This is a genomic window from Burkholderia sp. BCC0405 (assembly GCF_902833075.1).
Classification (GTDB): Bacteria; Pseudomonadota; Gammaproteobacteria; order Burkholderiales; family Burkholderiaceae; genus Burkholderia.
This window is the reverse complement of sequence record NZ_CADFEO010000023.1, coordinates 75,247-93,995: the sequence shown is the minus strand read 5'-3', so window position 1 is coordinate 93,995 and position 18,749 is coordinate 75,247. Positions and strand designations below refer to the sequence as shown.

The window sequence follows — 18,749 nt, the reverse complement described above, 5'->3', positions numbered from 1 at the left end:
GCGGGCTATGCCGCGCCGTCGTCGCGTGACGGCGCGGTGCGCCAGATCGCATCCAGCACCGGGTGCGGGTCGTTCCGGCGCCGGTACAGCGCGATGTCGAAGCCGATCTGCCAGTCGGCGCCCCCGACGATCGCGAGTTCGCCGCGCCGCACGTCGTCGGCGACGAGCCGCTGCGGCAGCCACGCGAGGCCGAGCCCGCGACGCGCCATCGCGAGGATCGCTTCATACGAATCGGCCTGGTACACGGGGCGCAGCGTCGGGCGGTTCGGCATTTCGGCAAGATGCCGTGCGAGCACCGCGCGCAGCGTCAGCGTGCGCGCGAACGCGAGCCATGGCACCGGCGCCTGCCCCGCCGGCAGCCGGTAGCGCACGCTGCCGCGCGCATCGAACGCACTGACCGGCACCAGCACCTCGCGCGCGACCGACAGCCAGTCGAAGCGGTCGCGATCGATCAGCAGCCGCGTATGCGGGCTCGAATAGACGATCAGCATGTCGGCATCGCCGGCCGTGAGTTGCAGGATCGCTTCCTCCGCGCTGCCGGTCGATACGGTCGCCGTGAAGAAGCCTGCGCGCGCAACCGTCTCGTCGTACCAGTCGGGGAAGAAGGTGGCCGAGAGCGTGCGGCCGGTCGCGATCCGGAGATTGTTCTCCAGCACCGGCGTCGCTTCCTGAAGTTGCGTGCGGGCGCCGTGCAGGATGTCGAGCGCGTTCGACGCCGCATCGAGGAACACGGTGCCGGCCGCCGTCAGTTCGAGCGGCTTCGTGCGCGCGATCAGGCGCGTGCCGACCCATTCCTCGAGCGACCGGATGCGGCGGCCGAACGCCGGATGCGTGACGAAGCGGTTCTCCGCCGCGCGCGTGAAGCTGCGCGTGCGCGCGAGTTCGACGAAGTCTTCGAGCCATTTCAGTTGCATGGCTGGGCTCCCGGGTGGACGACGAGGTGCGGGCCGGTGCCCGCTCGCGAACGGCATGCATGGCGCGGCCGCCGACATGGGCAGATGCGGCTCGTGCGGCTCTGCGGCTCATGCGTCGCAGGCCGTGCAGGCCACGCGGGCCGCGCGCGGCGTCCGGATCCTACAGCGCCTGCGGCGCATCGCGCAGCACGGCGCGCAGCGCAGTATCGAACGGCGTCGCGTGATCGATCCCGGCCGCGCGCACGCGCGATGCGTCCAGATGGCAATCGTACGGGCGCGGCGTCGCGTCGGTCGGCTGGTCGATCCGCTCGAGCGCGGCTTCGATGCCGAGCGCGGCCGCGATCCGCTGCGCGATGTCGTACTTCGTCATCGGCTCCTCGCCCGACCAGTGACGGAGGCCCGTGATCGACGCCCCCGCGAGATGGCGCAGCGTCAGGTCGCGGATGACGTCCGCGACGTCCGGCGTATAGGTCGGGTAACGGATCGCCCATGCGTCCATGCCGACCGGGCCGGCGCCCGGCCGAGCGGATGCGACGATCGCCGGCACGAGGCTCGTGACGGCCGATTCGCTCCAGTCGACGATCGGCCCGAACAGCAGCGGCAGACGCAGCACGCACGACAGCGGCGACGCGGCGAGCAGCGCCGCCTCGCCTTCCAGCTTCGTGCGGCCGTAGATGTTCAGCGGATTCGGGGCGGCGTCCTCGCGGTACGGGGCAGCCTTGCCGTCGAAGACGTAGTCGGTGGAGATGCCGAGCGTCCATGCGCCATGGCGCGCGGCAAGCGCACCGATGCGGGCCGGGGCGGTGACGTTGATCGCGCGGGCGCCGGCAGGATCGCGTTCGCAGACGTCCGGACGGCGTTCTGCCGCGCAGATGATCACGGCGGCCGGTTGGCGGGTGGCGAAGAGGCGTTCGAGGGCCGGCTCGTCGAGGACGTCGAGTTCGGCGAGGTTTTCCGGCGGCAGTGCGAGGCGTTTTGCGCCTGCGCTTTGCGGGTTCCGGAGGGTCGCGACGAGGTTCAACGACGATTCGCGGGCCAGGGACGCGGCAACCGCGCGGCCGAGGAGGCCGGCGGCGCCGATGAGCAGGACGGTCGGGAGGGCGGTCGACGTGGTCGGGTTTGGCATGGGCGGCAATCCGGGTGATTGGGGGGCGCGAAGTCTCGATCGACATTCGAGCCATGGTGGTGCGGAGGATAGCCGAGTATCGCAGCCGGCACATCGTGGCGGCAGATCGGAAACGCCTGGACGGACGGGTGTCACGCGCACCGCGGCCGACGGCGAGCACGGCGCACCGTCCGCCGGAATGACGCCCGTGCTGCCGGCGACGTCGGCTCGCTGCACGGCCGCCCCCGCGTGCGTGCGATCTGCGGCGCCGCCACACCGCGCGCCCCCGCCAACGAGCAAAGCCCGGTGCGCTTGCACGCACCGGGCGGTCACATCGGCAGGCAACGCCGCCCCGCCTTACTTCCGGTCGAGCGAATACCGCCCCGGCCCGGTCAGGGCGAGCAACAGCAACCCGCCGATGATGCTCACGTTCTTGTAGAAGTTGATCATCGCCATGTATTGCTCCATCCCCTGCAGCGCCCAGTAGCGATGGCCGATCAGCGCGGTCGCGAGCGTATAGGCGGCGAACACGAGTGCGAGCGGACGCGTATAGAAGCCGATCGCGATCAGCAGGCCACCGGCCAGTTCGACCCCGACCGCGATCGCGGCTGCCAGCTCGGGCGCCGGGTTCCCCGTCGACGCCATGTATGCGACCGTGCCCGAGAAGCCGTTCAGCTTCTGCCAGCCGAACAGCACGAACAGGATCATCAACAGCACGCGAGCCGCCAGCAGCAGCTCGTCCTTCTTCGATTCCAGCGAAACGTAACGCATGACAATCACCCTTGAATTGACGGTTTGATGCGTCCGGTGCCGATACGCGCCACATTGGCGCGCCAGGTCGGCAACGAACCACTCCTCGCACGGTCGGACAGCAAGCCGGCTGGCCCGCCGCCGAAGAATCCGTCCGGCCGCGCCGCTCCCGGCGCGCTCCGGATCGGTTCTGGCGAAGCACGGATGCAGTCTACTGTCCCGCCACGAATCATCAATCCGTCAAAACAAGATTCGCTGTCTCAAATAGGTGGACAATCGAGCGAAACAAGGCCGTGACGCGGCAGCGACGAATCCGATCAAATCGACCTGACCTCATGTTTCAAGAGCATGAAAACTGCCCGCGCCTATCCGGATTCCGTATCCAGTCGATATTGAAGCGCCAATTGGCGCGTACAGGCCACATCGACGCATCGCAATCGTTATTCGACGATACGTTATGCGCACGAATCTGCTGTCAGTGAATTAAGTGGGAAATTCGGCATTCTTTCCAATCGGCGACTCATCCTGTTTCGGGAAAAGACGCCTGGCCTGGAAATGCACATTGGCAAGCGAAAACGTTTCACGCGCGAGCGGGTCGATGTCATCCGCGGCGGCTTTCGTCCAGTGGACAAGGATTTCAGCCCGATAGCCGCCGGCAGGAACACCTTCCACGCACCGTCGATCGATCCGGTGTTTAGCAGGGCAAGCGAGACTACGTGATCAGGCATTCACGCGCTCGGCAAGTTTTCAATGCCGGCAAAAAATCCTTGAATAAATACAATCGAGGCGATGTGTTAACGGCAAAAAATCGCAAACCTTTAGCCCGCGCTACGCCGCCGCATTTCTTTCTGCATTTTTTTCGACATGCATTACAAAAAATTACCATGCAATACCGATTTAAATATACGATAGCGCACGTCCTTACGTTTTCCCGACACTCCCGTGAACCCCGGAACGCGTCGCACCGGACGCGGCCGGCAGGCGAACCGCCGCAGGCCGTCACGGCAGCCGCTCGTCACGGGATCGCTTTTCAACCGGAGACCACCCATGGCAACGAACACGCCTGTGAACAGCAGCGCGAACGCGAACAGCCTGATGCAACAGGCGGCGCAATCGATCATCAACGGCTCGACCGGCAATCCGTCGATGGACGTCGGCACGCTCGTCAAGACGCTGGTGAACGCGAAGACGGCCGGCCGGGTCGCGGCGCTCGCCGCGTCGCAGCAGACCAGCACCACGCAGATTTCCGCATTCGGTGCGCTGTCGTCGGCGCTGGGGGCGCTCGAGGCGGGCCTCGCGTCGCTGACGAATGGCGCGCTGCAGTCGACGTTTACCGCGGTCGCGAGCGGCAAGGGCCTGACCGCGACGGCGGGCGCAGGCGCGGTTGCCGGCACCTACACGGTCGGCGTCACGCAGATCGCGACCGCGCAGGCGCTGGCTTCGTCGGGCTTCGACGGAAGCAAGGCGCTCGGCACCGGCACGCTGACGCTGTCGCTCGGCAGCCAGTCGTTCAAGGTCGACGTGAACGGCACGAACAACACGCTGTCGGGCATCGCGGCCGCGATCAACGCCGCATCGAACAACCCGGGGATCAGCGCGACCGTCATCAACGGCACCGACGGCGCGCACCTCGTGCTCGCATCGACGAAGACGGGCTCGGCGAACGCGATCAGCGTCGCGGTCGGCAACGTGGCCGACGACAACGGGCTGTCGAACCTCGGCGTCACGTCGACGGCCGACACGACCGGCGGCGCGTCGAAGATCGACTCGGCGAACAGCGCGGCCGCGTGGCGGCAAAGCGCCGTCGCGCAGGACGCGAAGTTCACGCTCAACGGCATCGCGTCGACCAGCGCGAGCAACGCGGTGTCGGGCGTGCTGAACGGCGTCACGCTGAACCTGTCGGCGGCCGCGGTCAGCGCAACCGATACGCAGACGCTGACGGTCAGCACCGATACGAAGTCGCAGGCGGCCACGATCACGAATTTCGTGAACCTGTACAACACCGTCGTCAAGACGACGGGCGCACTGTCGAGCTACACGGAAGGGGCAAGCTCGCAGGGCGCGCTGATCGGCGATTCGACGCTGAACACGATCCGCAACTCGCTCGCGTCGATCGTCGCGCGCGGCGTCCCCAACGAGAACGGCAACGGGCACACGAACCTGCTGGCGATCGGCATCTCGCTCGAGAAGGACGGCACGCTGAAGGTCGACAGCGCGAAGCTCGACAGTGCGCTGACCAACAACCCGTCGGGCGTCGCGCGCCTGTTCAACTCGACGAACGGGATGGGCAAGCACCTGACCGACCAGATCGCGCCCTTCACGAAGAAAGGCGGGATGATCGAGGTGCGCACGAACGCGCTGAGCGCCGACCTGAAGCGCGTCACCCAGCAGCAGACGGACCTGGCCGACTATACCGCGCAACTGACCAAGCAGTACCAGGCGCAGTTCACGGCGCTCAACACGCTGATGGCCAAGATGAACTCGAACACGCAGTACCTGACTCGACTGTTCGGCGGCGCCAACAGCAGCGGCACGCTGGCGAACAAGTGACGAGCGTCCGGGCCGCACGATGATCGTGGCGGCGGCCGCCGGTCAATGGATGATCGACCGGCTCGCGCCGCCGCGCGCGCCTCTGCTCGCGATGTCCCGCCAGGACACATCGCTCAGGCCCGGCTGTGCGCGAGCGCGCGACGGGCTCCCTTCGCCATCGCGGCACGCAACCTGTCCGCGGTTCGCCCGAAACAGAGGCGCCGTCAGCCGAGACCTTCCACCCGATCGGCGAACAAGTCGATCGCACGCGACACCTGACGCCCGAAATAGCCCGGCCGCTCGCGCTCGTAGGCGCGCAGCAGCGACGTGCATTCACGCTCGGCCCAGCGCCACACGGGGCCCTGCTTCGCGAAGACCGGATGAGCGTGCAGCTCGGCCGGTACCGTGTGCTCGTCGTCCCAGCCCCAGAAATACGCGTGGCGCGCACGCGCGAACGGCATCCCCAGATTGCTCGCCACGGTCTCGTCGTGGCGCAGCGTGAAATCGACGATTTCCTTGCGCGCACGGCCGCCGATATCGTGACGCGCCTCGATCCAGCAGTGATATCTCGCCAGCTGCGACAGATGCCGCGCGGTGCGGCGCCGCTCGCGCGTCGTGCACAGCGCATACAGGTTGCCGCCGCCGAAATCCAGCACCTCCCCACCCGCGAACGGCCGGTAAGGCTTGCCGGTCAGCAGGGTCAGCACCTGCGCGCCGACGATCGCGTAGTCGGCACATCGCATGTAGCCGCTGCGCGTCGTCGCTTCCGACACGCTCCGGTGGACGGCTTCGTCGATCACGGCGTGCAGCGTGGCATCTACCGGGGCCGCCAGGATCGGCGGCTGGCTCATCGTCGTGACGGGGTGCGCGGGAAGCGGATGCGGATTCAACGGTTCGTCGGCAAAAATGCGCTCGGCGGCGCGATATTACGAATCGTTACAAGAAACGGCGGAAGCGTTTGATCAGATTTGTGTGCTTTTGTCGTCCGATGTGGACATGCGCGGGGGCGGGTGGGGGTTGCCGCAAACCGCGGGACGCAACGGGTCGGATGGACGAGCGGTGGCGTCGCGCTCGACGCCCAGCGCTTGGGGCGTATGGCGTATGGCGTAGGGCGTAGGGCGTAGGGCGTAGGGCTTGGGGCTTGGGGCTTGGGGCTTGGGGCTTGGGGCTTGGGGCTTGGGGCTTGGGGCTTGGGGCTTGGGGCTTGGGGCTTGGGGCTTGGGGCTTGGGGCTTGGGGCTTGGGGCTTGGGGCTTGGGGCTTGGGGCTTGGGGCTTGGGGCTTGGGGCTTGGGGCTTGGGGCTTGGGGCTTGGGGCTTGGGGCTTGGGGCTTGGGGCTTGGGGCTTGGGGCTTGGGGCTTGGGGCTTGGGGCTTGGGGCTTGCGGCTTGCGGCGGCTCGATCGTGCGATGGAACGAATGAAGGTGGGGCCGTGCGTCGGCGACACGCCGTCGTTCGTCACAACGGACAGCCCGTAACCGGCTGGTCAGTGCGGCGGCCTGGCTGCGACAGGCGGCCTAGCCGCCTTCGACCGCATTGAAATTCCCGACGCATTCGCCGCATTGCACGTTCGGCCCGAACGCCGCGCCGGGTTCACGCCATCCGGGGCATGGCCGATACACCCCTCGCGCCGCTTGTCGCAACGCGTCCGAGACGCATCGCGACGAGCCGGCCGTGCTTGCAGCCACCGTGCGCCGCCGCCACGCGCGTCGCGACGAACCCGCGCGCAGGCGGCCGCCCGTCCGGCACGCCACCCCACCGCGCCCGGCAAACCTCGAACGGCCCACCGCGTGCGCTGTTACGCGGCGATCCGTCGACGGAAATGCTCGGTCCCGGCCACGATCTTGTCGAGCACCGCATCGAGCGCCCAGAACCGTTCACGCACGTCGTAGTCGATCGCGCGGCAACGGATCGATGCGAAGGTGCCGATCCGCTGGTGATAGAGCTTCGCGAGCGCCGGATACCCCAGCGCCTCCGACACCGCCGAAACGACGAGGAACGTCGAGAGCTCGTCGGCCAGCGCCGGATTCGTATCCCCTTGCGTGCGCAACCACCGGTACAGATCCGGATGGAAGTTGGTGAACACACCGTTGAAGCCGGCGGAACCCGCTTTCATCGCGTCCCAGGCAATCGCGGCGTTCGCGTTGAGGATCTTCAGCGGCGAGCCCTCGGCGAGCGCGACCCGCCGCTTCACCGTCTCCAGGTCGCAGCTCACGTCCTTGAGCATCACGAAGCGGCCCGTGTCGATGCACGCGCGCAGTTCGTCATCCGACAGCAGCCGCCGGTACGGCGCCGGACACTCGTACAGCCCGAGCGGCAGATCCGACGGCAATCGCGCGAGCAGCCGGTGAAGATGGTCGAGCAACGCGGCGCTGCCCTTGCGCTGCGGATCGAGCCGGTTGGTCACGAGCACGACGCCCTGCGCGCCCGATTCGGCCGCCGCGCACAGCTCCTCGGCCTGCGCGTCGAGATCGTCGCTGATGTGCCCGGACGCGACGACGGGCACGCGCCCGGCCACCCGCTCGACCACGAAGCGCGCGAGTTCCGCGCGTTCGGCCAGACTCAGGAACTGCATCTCGCTCGACTGCGCGACCGCGAACAACGCATCGGCGCCGTGTGCCAGATACCATTCGATGAGCCGCTCGAGCCCGGCGTAGTCGATCGCGCCGGCATCGTCGAACGGCGTCAGCATCACCGGGACGATGCCCTCGATGGTCACGTTCGATTGCTGCGGGTGTTGCATCTGTTTCTCCTTGCTTCAGTGAATGCGGGGCGCATACCGCGTGCTCAGGCCGGCAACGGCCCGGGCGCGGCGTTCGCGGCCTGTTCGGGAATCGGCTTGCGCACCAGCAGCAGGTACGCCATCGCGCCCGCGAACGCGATCGCCGCGGCCGTCAGCAGCGCCGGCACGAACGACCACTTCTGCGCAATGATGCCCGTCAGGATCGGCGCAAGCGCGCCGCCGACGAAACCGCCGAAATTCTGGATCGCGCCGAGCGACGCGATGCGGCTCGGCGGCGCGGCCGCCGTCGCGAGCGCCCACGAGCAGGCCGACGCCGCGTTGGCGAGAAAGATCACGACCGAAATGCACGCGAGCGCGACCGTGTTGCTCTGCACGAGCGCGGCGGGAATCGTGAACGCGACCATCCCGAGCATCGCGACCACCACCGCATTGCGCCGGCTCACGACCGGCGAACGGCTGCGGCGCGTGACCAGGTCCGACAACCAGCCGGCCAGCAGCGAGCCGACGAATCCGCACAGGAACGGCACCGACGCGGCAAAGCCGGTGCGGATCAGGCTCATGTGCCGCTCCATCGTCAGGTAGCCCGGCAGCCAGGTCAGGTACACCCAGTTCAGGTACACGGAACCGAAATAGCCGATCAGCATCCCCCAGGTCGTGCCGTGCGAGAACAGGCCGCGCCATTCGGCGAACGTCAGCTTCGGCGCCGCGACCGCGCTTTGCGCATCGGCGTCGAGATAATTGCGCTCGGCGGCAGTCAGTTGCGCGCGCACCGGATCGCGGTACAGCGCGAACCAGGCGACGGCGACGACGAGACCGGCCGCGCCCGTCGCGATGAACGCCCAGCGCCAGTCGAACGACGCGACGAGGATCGACAGCAGCAACGGCGCGAGCGCGGTGCCGAGCGGCGACGCGGCGTTGAAGATCCCGGTCGGCGTGCCGCGCGCGCGCAGCGGAAACCAGTTGCTCACCACCCGCGCGGCCGACGGGAACTGCGGCGCCTCGCCGATGCCGAGCACGATGCGCGCGACGATGAACCAGCCGAACGTCGACACGATGCCGCCCGCCGCCTGCGCGAACGACCAGACGATCAAGCCGATCCCGAGCAGCCGGCGCGGCCCGATGCGGTCGACCAGCCCGCCGACCGGGAACTGGCACAGCGCATAGCTCCACGAGAAGGCCGACAGCAGCAGCCCCATCTGTGAGAGCGACAGGCCGAGATCGCCGCGGATCGCCGAGCTTGCGACGGCCAGCGTGCCGCGATCGAGGTAGTTGACGATCCCGCTCGCCATCAACAGCGCGAGCGCGATGCGTTGTCCGCGCCGGATACGTGGCGGGGCGGGCGGAACGGTCGGGGTTTCGTTCATTGCGGTTGTCTCCATGTCACTGGTATCGGCCGGTTCCGGCCTGTCCGTCTCATGCGGAATTCAGGTTTCCAGGCGCGCCACTTCGTCACGCGTCGGGATCGAGGTCTGTGCGCCGTAGCGCGTCACGCTGATCGCGGCGGCGCGCTGGCCGAAGCCGATCGCGTCGATCATCGATGCGCCGCCCGCGCGGGCGGCCGCGAACCCGCCGACGAACGTGTCGCCGGCCGCGGTCGTATCGACGGCGACCACCGACATCGCACGCAGGCGGCCGTTGCCCGCCCCGCCGCGCCAGCACACGCCGCGCGCGCCAAGCGTGACCAGCACGTTGCCCACGCCCTTCGCGCACAGCGCGTCGGCGGCACGCACGGCGGACGCGTCGTCGCCGACGGCGACGCCGGTCAGCGACTCGGCTTCGGTTTCGTTGACGACGAGGTAGTCGACCCGTGCCAGCAGCGCGTCGAACAGCGGCTGGGCAGGCGCGGGATTGAGCAGCACCGGCGTGTGGTGCGCGGAGGCACAGGCAATGGCGCGCGCGACCGTCGTCGCCGGCACTTCGAGCTGGCACACCAGCATCGCGGCCCCGGCGATCGCTTCGCGCGCCGCGTCGATCCGGCCGGCATCGAGACGCGCATTCGCACCGGGCACGACAACGATGCTGTTCGCGCCGCCCTCGTCGACCGTGATCGTGGCCACCCCGGTCGCCGTACCGCCGATCCGGTCGAGATGCGTCACGTCGATGCCCTCTGCCGCCAGCGCGTCGTAGAGGCGCGCACCGAACGCGTCGTCGCCGACGCAGCCGATCATCGCGACCGACGCGCCCAGGCGCGCGGCCGCGACCGCCTGGTTCGCTCCCTTGCCGCCGTGAACGGTCTGGAAATCCGTGCCGAGCAGCGTCTCGCCCGGCACCGGCAGGCGCGGCGCGCGTGTGACGAGGTCGATGTTCACGCTGCCGACGACGGCGATACGAGGGGGATAGGCGTCGCTCATTTCCGAATGTAATCGCTTACATTTTCGGCGGACAAAATGGCCGGAACGGCCGTCGTCGATGAAAATTTCACGTTATGGATGGAATCCATGTCTGACATAATAAGGAGGCATGTCAAGATAGCGCTTACATTCTCACAGGGTCGAGCGAGAACGCAAGCGGCGCCACCATGAATCGAGGGTAAACAATGACGCATTTGACAACGCGTGGCGCCGCCACGCCGGGAGCCGGCCGATGAGCACGCCACCGTCCCGCGGCGGCGCGCCCCGCGCGCGCCGCGGCAGCGGCCGCTCGGTGCTCGGCGATGTCGCGAAACTGGCCGGCGTGTCGACCGCCACCGTCTCGCGCGTGTACAACGATCCCGGCAAGGTGTCGGCCGACGTGCAGCAGCGCGTGCGCGACGCGGCGCGCACGCTGAACTGGATTCCGAATGCGGCGGGGCGTGCGCTCGCGTCCACGCGCACCCACATCACCGGCGCGATCATTCCGACGCTCGACGACCAGGTGTTCGCATCACAGGTCGCGGGCATGCAGACGGTCATGGCCGAGCACGGCATCACGCTGTTCCTCGGCTGCTCGAACTACGATCCCGCGCAGGCGCTGGCCCAGGTGCGCGCGATGCTGTCGCGCGGCGTGGAAGCCGTGTCGCTGGTCGGCGAAGCGTATCCGCCGGAACTGTTCGAACTGCTTGCGATGCACCGCGTGCCGTACGTCGTCACTTATGCGTATCGCGACGACAGCCCGCACTGCTGCATCGGCTTCGACAACCGCGCGGCGTTCGCGCGGCTCACCACCCACCTGCTCGACCTCGGCCACCGCGATTTCGCGATCATCATGCAGCCGTCGGCGGACAACGACCGCGTGCAGGCCCGCCTGCGCGGCATTCACGACACGCTGGCCGCGCGCGGGCTCGCGGTACGCCCGGTCCATCAGCACGAAGGCGCGGCCACGATCGCGTTCGGGCGGGCGAGCCTGCGCGCGATCGCCGGCAGCGACGCGGCGACGCGGCCGACGGCCGTGATCTGCGGCAACGATGCGCTCGCGCTGGGCGCGTTGCTCGAGGCGCAGGCGCTCGGCATCGACGTGCCCGCGCAATTGTCGATCACCGGGTTCGACGATATCGCGCTCGCGCGCGAGATCCAGCCGCCGCTGACGACGATGTGGGTCGACACCGACGCGATCGGGCGCCAGGCCGCGCAGGCCTTGCTCGACGCGCTCGAGAACGGTGCAACGGGGCCCGGTCATGCGGTGCAGCCGGAGTTGCGTGCGCGGGAATCGGCTGCGGCGCCGGCGCACGCGCGCGCAGCGCGAAGGAAATGAAGAGGCGCCGGGCGGCTTCGGCCGCCCGGCCCGCCCGTCACTGCATCACGTCGACCGGCAGCGTCTTGTCGAGATGGTCATGCCACGCCAGGATGGTCTTCGGCACGCGCTTCTTCCACGCCGGCACGTTCGTGTAATAGCGCATCCGGACGTTGCTCTGCGCGTCGAACACGAGCACCCCGATCCACAGATCGTTACCGCGGCGCATCACGATCGCCGCGTTCGTCGTCGCGATGCCGCGCACCCAGTACGACGCCACGTGCGCGTTCAGCCCGTCGAGATCCTTCTCGTCGGCACTGTAATTGACGATGTCGACGAGCGTCTGGTAATCGGCGCCGAGCAGTGTGTGCGCGGCCGCGTTCTGCGTCGCGTCATCAACGACCTTGAGGCTCAGCAGGTCGGCCGCCGGCTTCGCCTGGAACCGCGCTGCGGTCACATACTCGCCGCCGTAGAACACGCCCGAGCCGGCACCGCAATCGACATCCGCGCCGTGTTGCGTGACGCGGATGCGCGCGCCCTTCCGTTCGAAATCGAGCCGGCACCTGTCCTTGCGGTAGGTGCCGCTGTCGCCGTGCAGCACGATGTCGCCGTCGAGTTCGCCCGTATTCGCACCGTTGTTGCCGCCCAGCTCGAAATGCAGGCGCGGCGGCGTGCCGGTGAACGTCAGCACGCCGCCGAACGACGGGTTGTCGCTTGTCATGTACCACGTCTGCTGCCAGCGGTCCGCAGCCAGCGGCTTGCCGTTCAGGCTCGCGAGCCGTTCGCGGTAGCGGTCGCCCAGGCACGATGCGTCGGCGTCGCACCGGTCGCGCTGCTTGAGCCACTTCAACTGCGCGGCCCTCAGCGCGGCCGTATCGCCGCCTTTTGCGAGCGCCTGCTTCCACGCCGCCGTGAGGTCGCCGTCGAGCTTCGACAGCGCGGCATCCGCGCAAATGGCCTTCTCGGTTGGCGAAACGGCTTTCGCGCAGTCGAAGCCGGCCGCATGCGCGGCGAGCGGCAGCAGTGCCAGCCACGCGGCGGACGCGATGGACCGCAGATGCGCGTGTGATGCATCACGTGCGGGAGTCGCGGCTTGCCCGCGCGCATTCGATCGGTTCTGGATGGTCATCGGCTTGGATCGTTGCTGGATCGCGCGCCTGCAGAAGCTACCTGCACGGGGCATTCGGGGTAAAAGCGCCCGGCACGTGGCGCATGCTGTTGCTCGCCGAAGCCTAACCCGAATGCGCGACGTCGATCAATCGACGTTCGATGCAGGCGCAACCGTCGAGGCTGCCACGCTGCACCGCATGATGCCGTCACTCAGTGCGGCTTCCACGGCGGCATCGATGAACCCGATGAACCCCATCACGTCGCATCCTTCGTGCGCGGCCAGCCCTTCGTCTTCCATCGACGCGAACCGATTGCGCCGCGCGGCTACCTGACAAACGCGCGCAGCGCGCCGTGCCGTACGCATCGGCCACGCACACGATGCCCTTCGCGCGCAGGATCGTGCGCGGCAACGCCCTCAGCCGCGCGCGCAGCCGCGCCTCGTCGAGCACGTCCGGCGCGGCGACGGTGACGCTCGCGAACGCCGGCATCGCGTCATGTCCGATCGCCCGATGCGTACGCGCAAACCCGGCCGGCATCACCCGTCGACCGCCATCAGCTCGTAACTCGTGCTCCGGCCGCCGGACGACGAGCGACGCAGCACGCCGTGCTCGACGAGCTCGGTGATGTCCCGCAGCGCGGTGTCTTGCGAGCACTTCGCAAGCGCTGCCCACTTGGTGGTCGTCAGCTTCCCCTCGAAGCCGTCGAGCAGGCGATTCATGACCTTGACCTGGCGTTCGTTCATCGCGAAGCCCGCGCAGCGCTGCCAGAAGCGCGCCTTGACCAGCACCGCGTCGAGTGTCGCGTGCGCGTGATCGATGGCCCTGCCGAGCGCGGTCAGGAACCAGGCGAGCCATTCCGTGACGTCGAGCGAACCGCGCTGCGTCCGCTCCAGCACGTCGTAGTACGCGTTGCGCTCGCGCTGGATTTGCGCCGACAGGCTGTAGAAGCGCTGCGGGCTGCGGTCGGCGCGCGCGAGGACCAGATCCCCGAGCGCGCGCGCAATCCGGCCGTTGCCGTCGTCGAATGGATGGAGCGTGACGAACCACAGGTGCGCCAGGCCGGCGCGGATCAGCAAGGGCTCGGCCGGCGCGGCATTGAGCCATGCGAGAAAGCGCGCGATCTCGCCGGCGAGGCGCGCGGCGGGCGGCGCCTCGAAATGCACGCGCTGCCGGCCGATCGGGCCGGACACGACCTGCATCGGCCCGGTAGCGTCCGTGCGCCAGCCGCCGACCGTGATCCGCGACATCCCCGAGTAGCCGGTCGGGAACAGTGCCGCATGCCATCCGAACAGACGGGCGTCCGTGACCGGCGTCGCCGCATGGGCCGTCGCGTCCAGCACCATGTCGACCACGCCCTCGACGTGACGATCGACCGGCGCCAGTGCGCCGATATCGACCCCGAGCCGGCGAGCGATCGACGACCGGACCGATGCCACGCTCAGGCTTTCGCCCTCGATCGCGCTGGTCTTGACGACGTCCTCCGTCAGCGCGGCCAGGCTGGCCTCGTCGCGCAACGCCAGGCCGACATCCGCCAGCCGCCCGGCCAGCATGCCTTGCGCACGGCTGACGTCGGCAAGCGGCGTCGCCAGTGCGGGGAGGTCGAAGCGCCATGCAGGCCAGTCGGCCGACTCCCAGATGTAGGTGTAATCTCCGCTCATGATGCGGAGATTATCTCACCGATTCCCCGCATGACTCAATATTCTCCGCAAATTATGCGGAGAATGGCGCCGTCATTCCCCGCAACCCCGTCCGTTACCGCGCCCGCCCGGCCCCGCCCTTCGCCGCCGGCGCAGCCTCGCCGAGCCGTTCCGCGAGAAACCCGATGAACGTGCGCAGCGTGACGAACCCTTCCCGATGCTGCGGAAACACCGCATTGAGCGTGATCGGCGACGGTGCATACGCGTCGAGCACCGGCACGAGCGCACCGCTGTCGAGCGCCCCGCCGACGATGAAATCCGGCAGCAGCGCGATGCCGAGCCCCGCGATCGCCGCGTCGCGCACCACTTCGCCGTTGTTCGCGACGAGCGGCCCCTGCACGTCGAACGTGCGCGCCACGCCGTCGACACGGAATTCCCAGCCGATGCGCCGCTCGCGCCCGTACAGCACGCATGTATGGCCGGCGAGATCGGCCGGCGTCCGCGGCGTGCCCTGCCGCTTCAGGTAGGCGGGGCTCGCGCACGCGACCATCCGCCACGCGCCGAGCGGGCGTGCGATCAACGTCGAATCCTCGAGCGAGCCGATCCGCAGCACGAGATCGAAGCCCTCGCCGATCAGGTCGACGCGCCGGTCGGTCAGGTCGAGGTTCAGCCGCACGGCCGGATGCGCGGACAGGAATTCGGCGATCAGCGGCGACACGTGCGTGATCCCGAACGACAGCGGCGCGCTGATTTTCAGCGACCCGTGCAGCTCGGTGCTGCGCACCGACATCGCCTGCTCGGCGTCGGCGATCTCCGCGAGGATCCGCTGCGCGCGCACATAAAACTCCTGCCCCGATTCGGTCACCGCGAGGTTGCGCGTGTTCCGGTGCAACAGCCGCACGCCGAGCGACGCCTCCAGCGCCATCGTGCGCCGGCTGACGAACTGCTTGGACAGCATCAACTGGTCGGCCGCCGCCGTGAAGCTGCCCGCATCGACCGTCGCGACGAAGATCCTCAGATCGTTGAGTTCCATATTGTCCACTCCATAGCGACAGTCATTATCTCTACAGCGATTTATTTGTCAAATCGATTGACCTAAGATGCATCTCAACGAACGGCCGGGCCCACTTCCGAGGTCCGGCGTCTTGAGGAACAAAAATCATGATCGAAATCCGTGCAGCAAACCAACGTGGCCGTGCGGAGCATGGCTGGCTCAGCTCCCGTCATTCGTTTTCGTTCGCGAATTACTACGATCCGAAGCAGGTCGGCTTCTCCGACCTGCTGGTGATCAACGACGACCGCGTCGCCCCGGGCCGCGGCTTCGGCACGCACCCGCACCGCGACATGGAGATCCTGTCGTACGTGCTCGACGGCGCGCTGGAGCACAAGGACTCGATGGGCACCGGCTCGGTGATCGTGCCGGGCGACGTGCAGCTGATGAGCGCCGGCACCGGCGTGCGCCACAGCGAGTTCAACCACTCGCCGGAACTGCCGGTCCACTTCCTGCAGATCTGGGTCGGGCCGTCCGAAAAGGGTGCCGAGCCGCGCTATCAGCAGACGAACGTCACGGCCGACGACAAGCGCGGCAAGCTCGCGCTCGTCGTATCGCCGGCCGGCGACGCCGGTTCGCTGAAGATCCGGCAGGACACGCGGATCTACGCGGGCCTGTTCGACGGTGACGAACGCGCGACGCTGGAACTGGCGCCGAACCGCTTTGCTTACGTGCACGTGGCACGCGGCAGCGTGACGGTCAACGGCGTGACGCTCGGCGAAGGCGACGGCGTGCGCATCCGCGACGAACAGGCGCTGACGTTCGCCGACGGGAAGGATGCCGAAGTGCTGGCGTTCGACCTGCGTCCGGTCGAAGTCACGGCCGAGTGGGCATGAAGCCTGTTCGGGAAACCGGGCCCCGCTGAACGCGGGGCCCTTTTAATCGGAGATTCGCAACATGGCCAAGGTACTCGTTCTTTACTACTCGTCCTACGGACACGTCGAAACGATGGCGCAGCACATCGCGGAAGGCGCACGATCGGTGGCGGGCGTCGAGGTCGCGCTCAAGCGCGTGCCGGAAACGATTCCCGTCGACCAGGCCCGCGCGATCGGCGTGAAGGTCGACCAGGCGGCACCGGTCGCGACGGTGGACGAACTCGCCGACTACGATGCGATCATCTTCGGCACGCCGACCCGCTTCGGCAACATGGCCGGCCAGATGCGCACGTTCCTCGACCAGACCGGCGGCCTGTGGATGAAGGGCGCGCTCGTCGGCAAGATCGGCAGCGTGTTCGCGTCGACCGGCACGCAGCACGGCGGCCAGGAAACGACGATCACGTCGTTCCACACGACGCTGCTGCACCACGGGATGGTGATCGTGGGCGTGCCGTATGCATGCAGCGGCCTCGTCAACATGAACGAAATCACCGGCGGCACGCCGTACGGCGCCACCACGCTCGCCGGCGCGGACGGCAGCCGCCAGCCGAGCGCGAACGAGCTCGACATCGCGCGCTACCAGGGCAAGCACGTCGCGGAACTCGCGAGCAAGCTCGCGTCGTAACACGGCGGCCTCGCGGCCCCGCACCCGCACGAACGGCGCCGGTCGATCCGGCGCCGTTCGTGCCGGGTACCGGCTCCGGCCGTTACTGGCCCGACGCCGGGGCGGCCGGCGCCGCTTTCGTCGCGGGCGCCTTCGAGACGGCATTCTGCGGATAGTTGCTCTGGTCGTTGGTCAGCCGGTAGCCGCTGCCCGTGCCGATCGCCTTCAGGTCCGACGCATGCTTCGCCCGGGCGGCCTTGCGGGCTGCCTTCTTCTGCGCCTTGTCGATCTGCTTCTGCGTCGGCGCGGACGCCGGATCCTGCGCGTATGCCGCCGGCGCGGCGGTCAACAGCAGACCGAACGACGCCGTTACTGCCACTGCCACCGAAACCACGCGAGCCTTCTTCATGGCCGGATCTCCTTGTCGATTGTCGATTGTTGGTTGTGGGTCGGACACCGGCGCGCACTCGACCGCTTGCGACAACGGCGCCGATGCAACGTTAGCCGAACAGTATGCACTTGTCCCTGTGCGTTCCTGAATTCTCCCGATAACGGCCACGATACATGCGCACCGCATGCGCCGCCGTTCCGGCGTCCCGCGCGCGCCATCAGGGAAACCGATAACCCGGCGCGGCCCGGCCGGCGCTCAGATCCAGCGCGACAGCATTGGCAGCAGGATCGGCACGACGAAGGCCGTCAGCACGCCGTTCAACCCCATCCCGAGCCCGGCGAACGCGCCGGCCTCCTCGCTGACCTGGAACGCGCGCGCGGTGCCGATCCCGTGCGACGCGACGCCGAGCGCGAACCCGCGCACGGCCGGTTCGTCGACGCGCAGGACGTTGAGGATCCCGCGCGCGCACACGGCCCCGAAGATCCCGGTCGAGATCACGAGCACCGCGGTGAGCGACGGAATCCCGCCGATTTCGGCGGCGACGGCCATCGCGATCGGCGTCGTCGCTGACTTCGGCGCGAGCGACGCGATCGTCTGGTGCGACGCGCCGAACAGCGCCGCGATGCCGACCGCCGACACGATCGCGGTCAGCGAGCCCGCGAGCAGGCCGACCAGCAGCGGCACTGCGGCGCGGCGCAGCTTCGACCACTGGCGGTACAGCGGCAGTGCGAGCGCGACGGTCGCGGGGCCGAGCAGGAAGTGGACGAACTGCGCGCCTTCGAAATACGTCGGATACGGCGTATGGGTGATCGTCAGCAGCACGACGATCAGCGCGACCGCGATCAGTACCGGGTTCGCGAGCGGGTTGAAGCGCGCCCGCGCATAGACGGCCTGCGCGAGCAGATAGGCGATCAGCGTGATGGTCAGGCCCAGCAGCGGGGTCGCGGCGAGATAGACCCAGATCGCGCCGAGTTTCGGGAAGGCCGTCAACGCGTACCCTCCGCCGCACCGCCCGCGCGCCGCTGGCGGCGCAGCAGCGCGCGCGTGACGAGCGCGGTCACGGCGATCGCGAGCGTGGTGCTGACCGCCAGCGCGACGACGACCGCGACCGCATCGCCGCGCACGCGGCCGGCCGACACCATGATGCCGACGCCGGCCGGCACGAACAGCAGCGACAGGTGGCGCAGCAGCTCGAGCGCGGTCGGCTCGATCGCGTCGGCCACCTGAGGGCGCAGCATCACAAAGCCGAACAGCAGCAGCATGCCGATCACGGGGCCCGGCACCGGCAGGCCGAACAGGTAGGACACGCCTTCCCCGAGACACTGGAAGGTCAGCAAGACCGCGAACGCCTGCAGCATGAGCCGCTTCTCCCGAACGGGGCCGCGCTGCCGGGCG

19 protein-coding genes and 1 pseudogene are annotated in these 18,749 nt (G+C 68.3%); 4 read left to right on the top strand and 16 right to left on the bottom strand.

Translation table 11 applies throughout. The features are described from left to right. Window positions 1-5: 5 nt before the first annotated feature. The 4 genes from HWX36_RS30240 to HWX36_RS30225 form a co-directional block, all read right to left on the bottom strand. A complete protein-coding gene (locus HWX36_RS30240) occupies window positions 6-914 on the bottom strand; it encodes a LysR substrate-binding domain-containing protein (RefSeq protein WP_175957444.1) in 909 nt (302 codons plus the stop codon). Window positions 915-1,074: 160 nt separating this feature from the next. After that, window positions 1,075-2,040, bottom strand: coding sequence for an SDR family oxidoreductase (locus tag HWX36_RS30235; protein WP_175957442.1), 966 nt, complete (start codon window positions 2,038-2,040; stop codon window positions 1,075-1,077). A gap of 336 nt (window positions 2,041-2,376) precedes the next feature. Next, complete coding sequence (locus HWX36_RS30230; protein ID WP_011350305.1) at window positions 2,377-2,790, bottom strand: DoxX family protein; 414 nt, start codon at window positions 2,788-2,790, stop codon at window positions 2,377-2,379. A 462-nt stretch (window positions 2,791-3,252) separates the two neighbouring features. Beyond that, window positions 3,253-3,441: a hypothetical protein gene (locus HWX36_RS30225; protein WP_175957440.1), complete on the bottom strand. Its 189-nt coding sequence runs from the start codon at window positions 3,439-3,441 to the stop codon at window positions 3,253-3,255. Between the two features lie 375 nt (window positions 3,442-3,816). Between HWX36_RS30225 and fliD the strand changes: the two genes are divergently transcribed. Further along, a complete protein-coding gene (fliD, locus tag HWX36_RS30220) occupies window positions 3,817-5,319 on the top strand; it encodes a flagellar filament capping protein FliD (protein ID WP_175957438.1) in 1,503 nt (500 codons plus the stop codon). A 203-nt stretch (window positions 5,320-5,522) separates the two neighbouring features. Here fliD and HWX36_RS30215 read toward each other — a convergent pair whose 3' ends face one another. The 4 genes from HWX36_RS30215 to rbsK all read right to left on the bottom strand — a co-directional run bounded on the left by HWX36_RS30215 (window position 5,523) and on the right by rbsK (window position 10,390). Further along, window positions 5,523-6,149 (bottom strand): hypothetical protein, encoded by a 627-nt coding sequence (locus tag HWX36_RS30215; protein ID WP_175957512.1) that lies wholly within the window; start codon window positions 6,147-6,149, stop codon window positions 5,523-5,525. A 945-nt stretch (window positions 6,150-7,094) separates the two neighbouring features. Continuing rightward, on the bottom strand, window positions 7,095-8,039 hold the full coding sequence (locus HWX36_RS30210; protein WP_175957436.1) for a dihydrodipicolinate synthase family protein: 945 nt from the start codon (window positions 8,037-8,039) through the stop codon (window positions 7,095-7,097). A 44-nt stretch (window positions 8,040-8,083) separates the two neighbouring features. Continuing rightward, the gene (locus HWX36_RS30205; protein ID WP_175957435.1) at window positions 8,084-9,403 is read right to left on the bottom strand and encodes an MFS transporter; all 1,320 of its coding nucleotides are present in this window, start codon (window positions 9,401-9,403) and stop codon (window positions 8,084-8,086) included. Between the two features lie 60 nt (window positions 9,404-9,463). Beyond that, window positions 9,464-10,390 (bottom strand): ribokinase, encoded by a 927-nt coding sequence (gene rbsK, locus HWX36_RS30200; RefSeq protein WP_175957433.1) that lies wholly within the window; start codon window positions 10,388-10,390, stop codon window positions 9,464-9,466. Window positions 10,391-10,622: 232 nt separating this feature from the next. Between rbsK and HWX36_RS30195 the strand changes: the two genes are divergently transcribed. Next, the gene (locus tag HWX36_RS30195; RefSeq protein WP_175957431.1) at window positions 10,623-11,708 is read left to right on the top strand and encodes a LacI family DNA-binding transcriptional regulator; all 1,086 of its coding nucleotides are present in this window, start codon (window positions 10,623-10,625) and stop codon (window positions 11,706-11,708) included. 37 nt (window positions 11,709-11,745) lie between these two features. On the opposite strand, the gene HWX36_RS30190 is transcribed toward HWX36_RS30195, so the two are convergent. From HWX36_RS30190 to HWX36_RS30175, 5 genes and pseudogenes are all read right to left on the bottom strand, one after another. After that, window positions 11,746-12,816: a lysozyme inhibitor LprI family protein gene (locus HWX36_RS30190; RefSeq protein ID WP_175957429.1), complete on the bottom strand. Its 1,071-nt coding sequence runs from the start codon at window positions 12,814-12,816 to the stop codon at window positions 11,746-11,748. Between the two features lie 126 nt (window positions 12,817-12,942). Further along, the gene (locus HWX36_RS37870) at window positions 12,943-13,095 is read right to left on the bottom strand and encodes a hypothetical protein (protein WP_347879236.1); all 153 of its coding nucleotides are present in this window, start codon (window positions 13,093-13,095) and stop codon (window positions 12,943-12,945) included. A 118-nt stretch (window positions 13,096-13,213) separates the two neighbouring features. Next, window positions 13,214-13,285, bottom strand: a pseudogene (locus tag HWX36_RS37865) (hypothetical protein); the annotation flags it as partial. A gap of 47 nt (window positions 13,286-13,332) precedes the next feature. Beyond that, the gene (locus HWX36_RS30180; RefSeq protein ID WP_208457831.1) at window positions 13,333-14,454 is read right to left on the bottom strand and encodes a Fic family protein; all 1,122 of its coding nucleotides are present in this window, start codon (window positions 14,452-14,454) and stop codon (window positions 13,333-13,335) included. Window positions 14,455-14,548: 94 nt separating this feature from the next. Continuing rightward, entirely contained in the window at window positions 14,549-15,466 is a 918-nt protein-coding gene (locus HWX36_RS30175; protein WP_175957427.1) for a LysR family transcriptional regulator, read from the bottom strand. 128 nt (window positions 15,467-15,594) lie between these two features. Between HWX36_RS30175 and HWX36_RS30170 the strand changes: the two genes are divergently transcribed. Together HWX36_RS30170 and wrbA are read left to right on the top strand one after the other, a co-directional pair. Then, complete coding sequence (locus tag HWX36_RS30170) at window positions 15,595-16,320, top strand: pirin family protein (RefSeq protein ID WP_175957425.1); 726 nt, start codon at window positions 15,595-15,597, stop codon at window positions 16,318-16,320. Between the two features lie 61 nt (window positions 16,321-16,381). Continuing rightward, the gene (gene wrbA, locus HWX36_RS30165) at window positions 16,382-16,984 is read left to right on the top strand and encodes an NAD(P)H:quinone oxidoreductase (protein ID WP_175957423.1); all 603 of its coding nucleotides are present in this window, start codon (window positions 16,382-16,384) and stop codon (window positions 16,982-16,984) included. Window positions 16,985-17,066: 82 nt separating this feature from the next. On the opposite strand, the gene HWX36_RS30160 is transcribed toward wrbA, so the two are convergent. From HWX36_RS30160 to HWX36_RS30150, 3 genes are all read right to left on the bottom strand, one after another. Continuing rightward, window positions 17,067-17,372 (bottom strand): hypothetical protein, encoded by a 306-nt coding sequence (locus HWX36_RS30160; RefSeq protein WP_175957421.1) that lies wholly within the window; start codon window positions 17,370-17,372, stop codon window positions 17,067-17,069. Window positions 17,373-17,609: 237 nt separating this feature from the next. Continuing rightward, complete coding sequence (locus HWX36_RS30155; protein ID WP_175957419.1) at window positions 17,610-18,344, bottom strand: LrgB family protein; 735 nt, start codon at window positions 18,342-18,344, stop codon at window positions 17,610-17,612. Further along, window positions 18,341-18,712, bottom strand: a complete 372-nt coding sequence (locus HWX36_RS30150) for a CidA/LrgA family protein (protein WP_175957417.1) — start codon at window positions 18,710-18,712, stop codon at window positions 18,341-18,343. Before HWX36_RS30150 ends, HWX36_RS30155 begins: the two co-directional genes overlap by 4 nt. Window positions 18,713-18,749: the final 37 nt, after the last annotated feature.

Bases quoted from the DNA above. Each gene is read 5' to 3' on its own strand.
- HWX36_RS30240 (WP_175957444.1), bottom strand. From the start codon at position 914: ATGCAACTGAAATGGCTCGAAGACTTCGTCGAACTCGCGCGCACGCGC.
- HWX36_RS30235 (WP_175957442.1), bottom strand. From the start codon at position 2,040: ATGCCAAACCCGACCACGTCGACCGCCCTCCCGACCGTCCTGCTCATC.
- HWX36_RS30230 (WP_011350305.1), bottom strand. From the start codon at position 2,790: ATGCGTTACGTTTCGCTGGAATCGAAGAAGGACGAGCTGCTGCTGGCG.
- fliD (WP_175957438.1), top strand. From the start codon at position 3,817: ATGGCAACGAACACGCCTGTGAACAGCAGCGCGAACGCGAACAGCCTG.
- HWX36_RS30215 (WP_175957512.1), bottom strand. From the start codon at position 6,149: ATGAGCCAGCCGCCGATCCTGGCGGCCCCGGTAGATGCCACGCTGCAC.
- HWX36_RS30210 (WP_175957436.1), bottom strand. From the start codon at position 8,039: ATGCAACACCCGCAGCAATCGAACGTGACCATCGAGGGCATCGTCCCG.
- HWX36_RS30205 (WP_175957435.1), bottom strand. From the start codon at position 9,403: ATGAACGAAACCCCGACCGTTCCGCCCGCCCCGCCACGTATCCGGCGC.
- rbsK (WP_175957433.1), bottom strand. From the start codon at position 10,390: ATGAGCGACGCCTATCCCCCTCGTATCGCCGTCGTCGGCAGCGTGAAC.
- HWX36_RS30195 (WP_175957431.1), top strand. From the start codon at position 10,623: ATGAGCACGCCACCGTCCCGCGGCGGCGCGCCCCGCGCGCGCCGCGGC.
- HWX36_RS30190 (WP_175957429.1), bottom strand. From the start codon at position 12,816: ATGACCATCCAGAACCGATCGAATGCGCGCGGGCAAGCCGCGACTCCC.
- HWX36_RS37870 (WP_347879236.1), bottom strand. From the start codon at position 13,095: ATGGAAGACGAAGGGCTGGCCGCGCACGAAGGATGCGACGTGATGGGG.
- HWX36_RS30180 (WP_208457831.1), bottom strand. From the start codon at position 14,454: ATGAGCGGAGATTACACCTACATCTGGGAGTCGGCCGACTGGCCTGCA.
- HWX36_RS30175 (WP_175957427.1), bottom strand. From the start codon at position 15,466: ATGGAACTCAACGATCTGAGGATCTTCGTCGCGACGGTCGATGCGGGC.
- HWX36_RS30170 (WP_175957425.1), top strand. From the start codon at position 15,595: ATGATCGAAATCCGTGCAGCAAACCAACGTGGCCGTGCGGAGCATGGC.
- wrbA (WP_175957423.1), top strand. From the start codon at position 16,382: ATGGCCAAGGTACTCGTTCTTTACTACTCGTCCTACGGACACGTCGAA.
- HWX36_RS30160 (WP_175957421.1), bottom strand. From the start codon at position 17,372: ATGAAGAAGGCTCGCGTGGTTTCGGTGGCAGTGGCAGTAACGGCGTCG.
- HWX36_RS30150 (WP_175957417.1), bottom strand. From the start codon at position 18,712: ATGCTGCAGGCGTTCGCGGTCTTGCTGACCTTCCAGTGTCTCGGGGAA.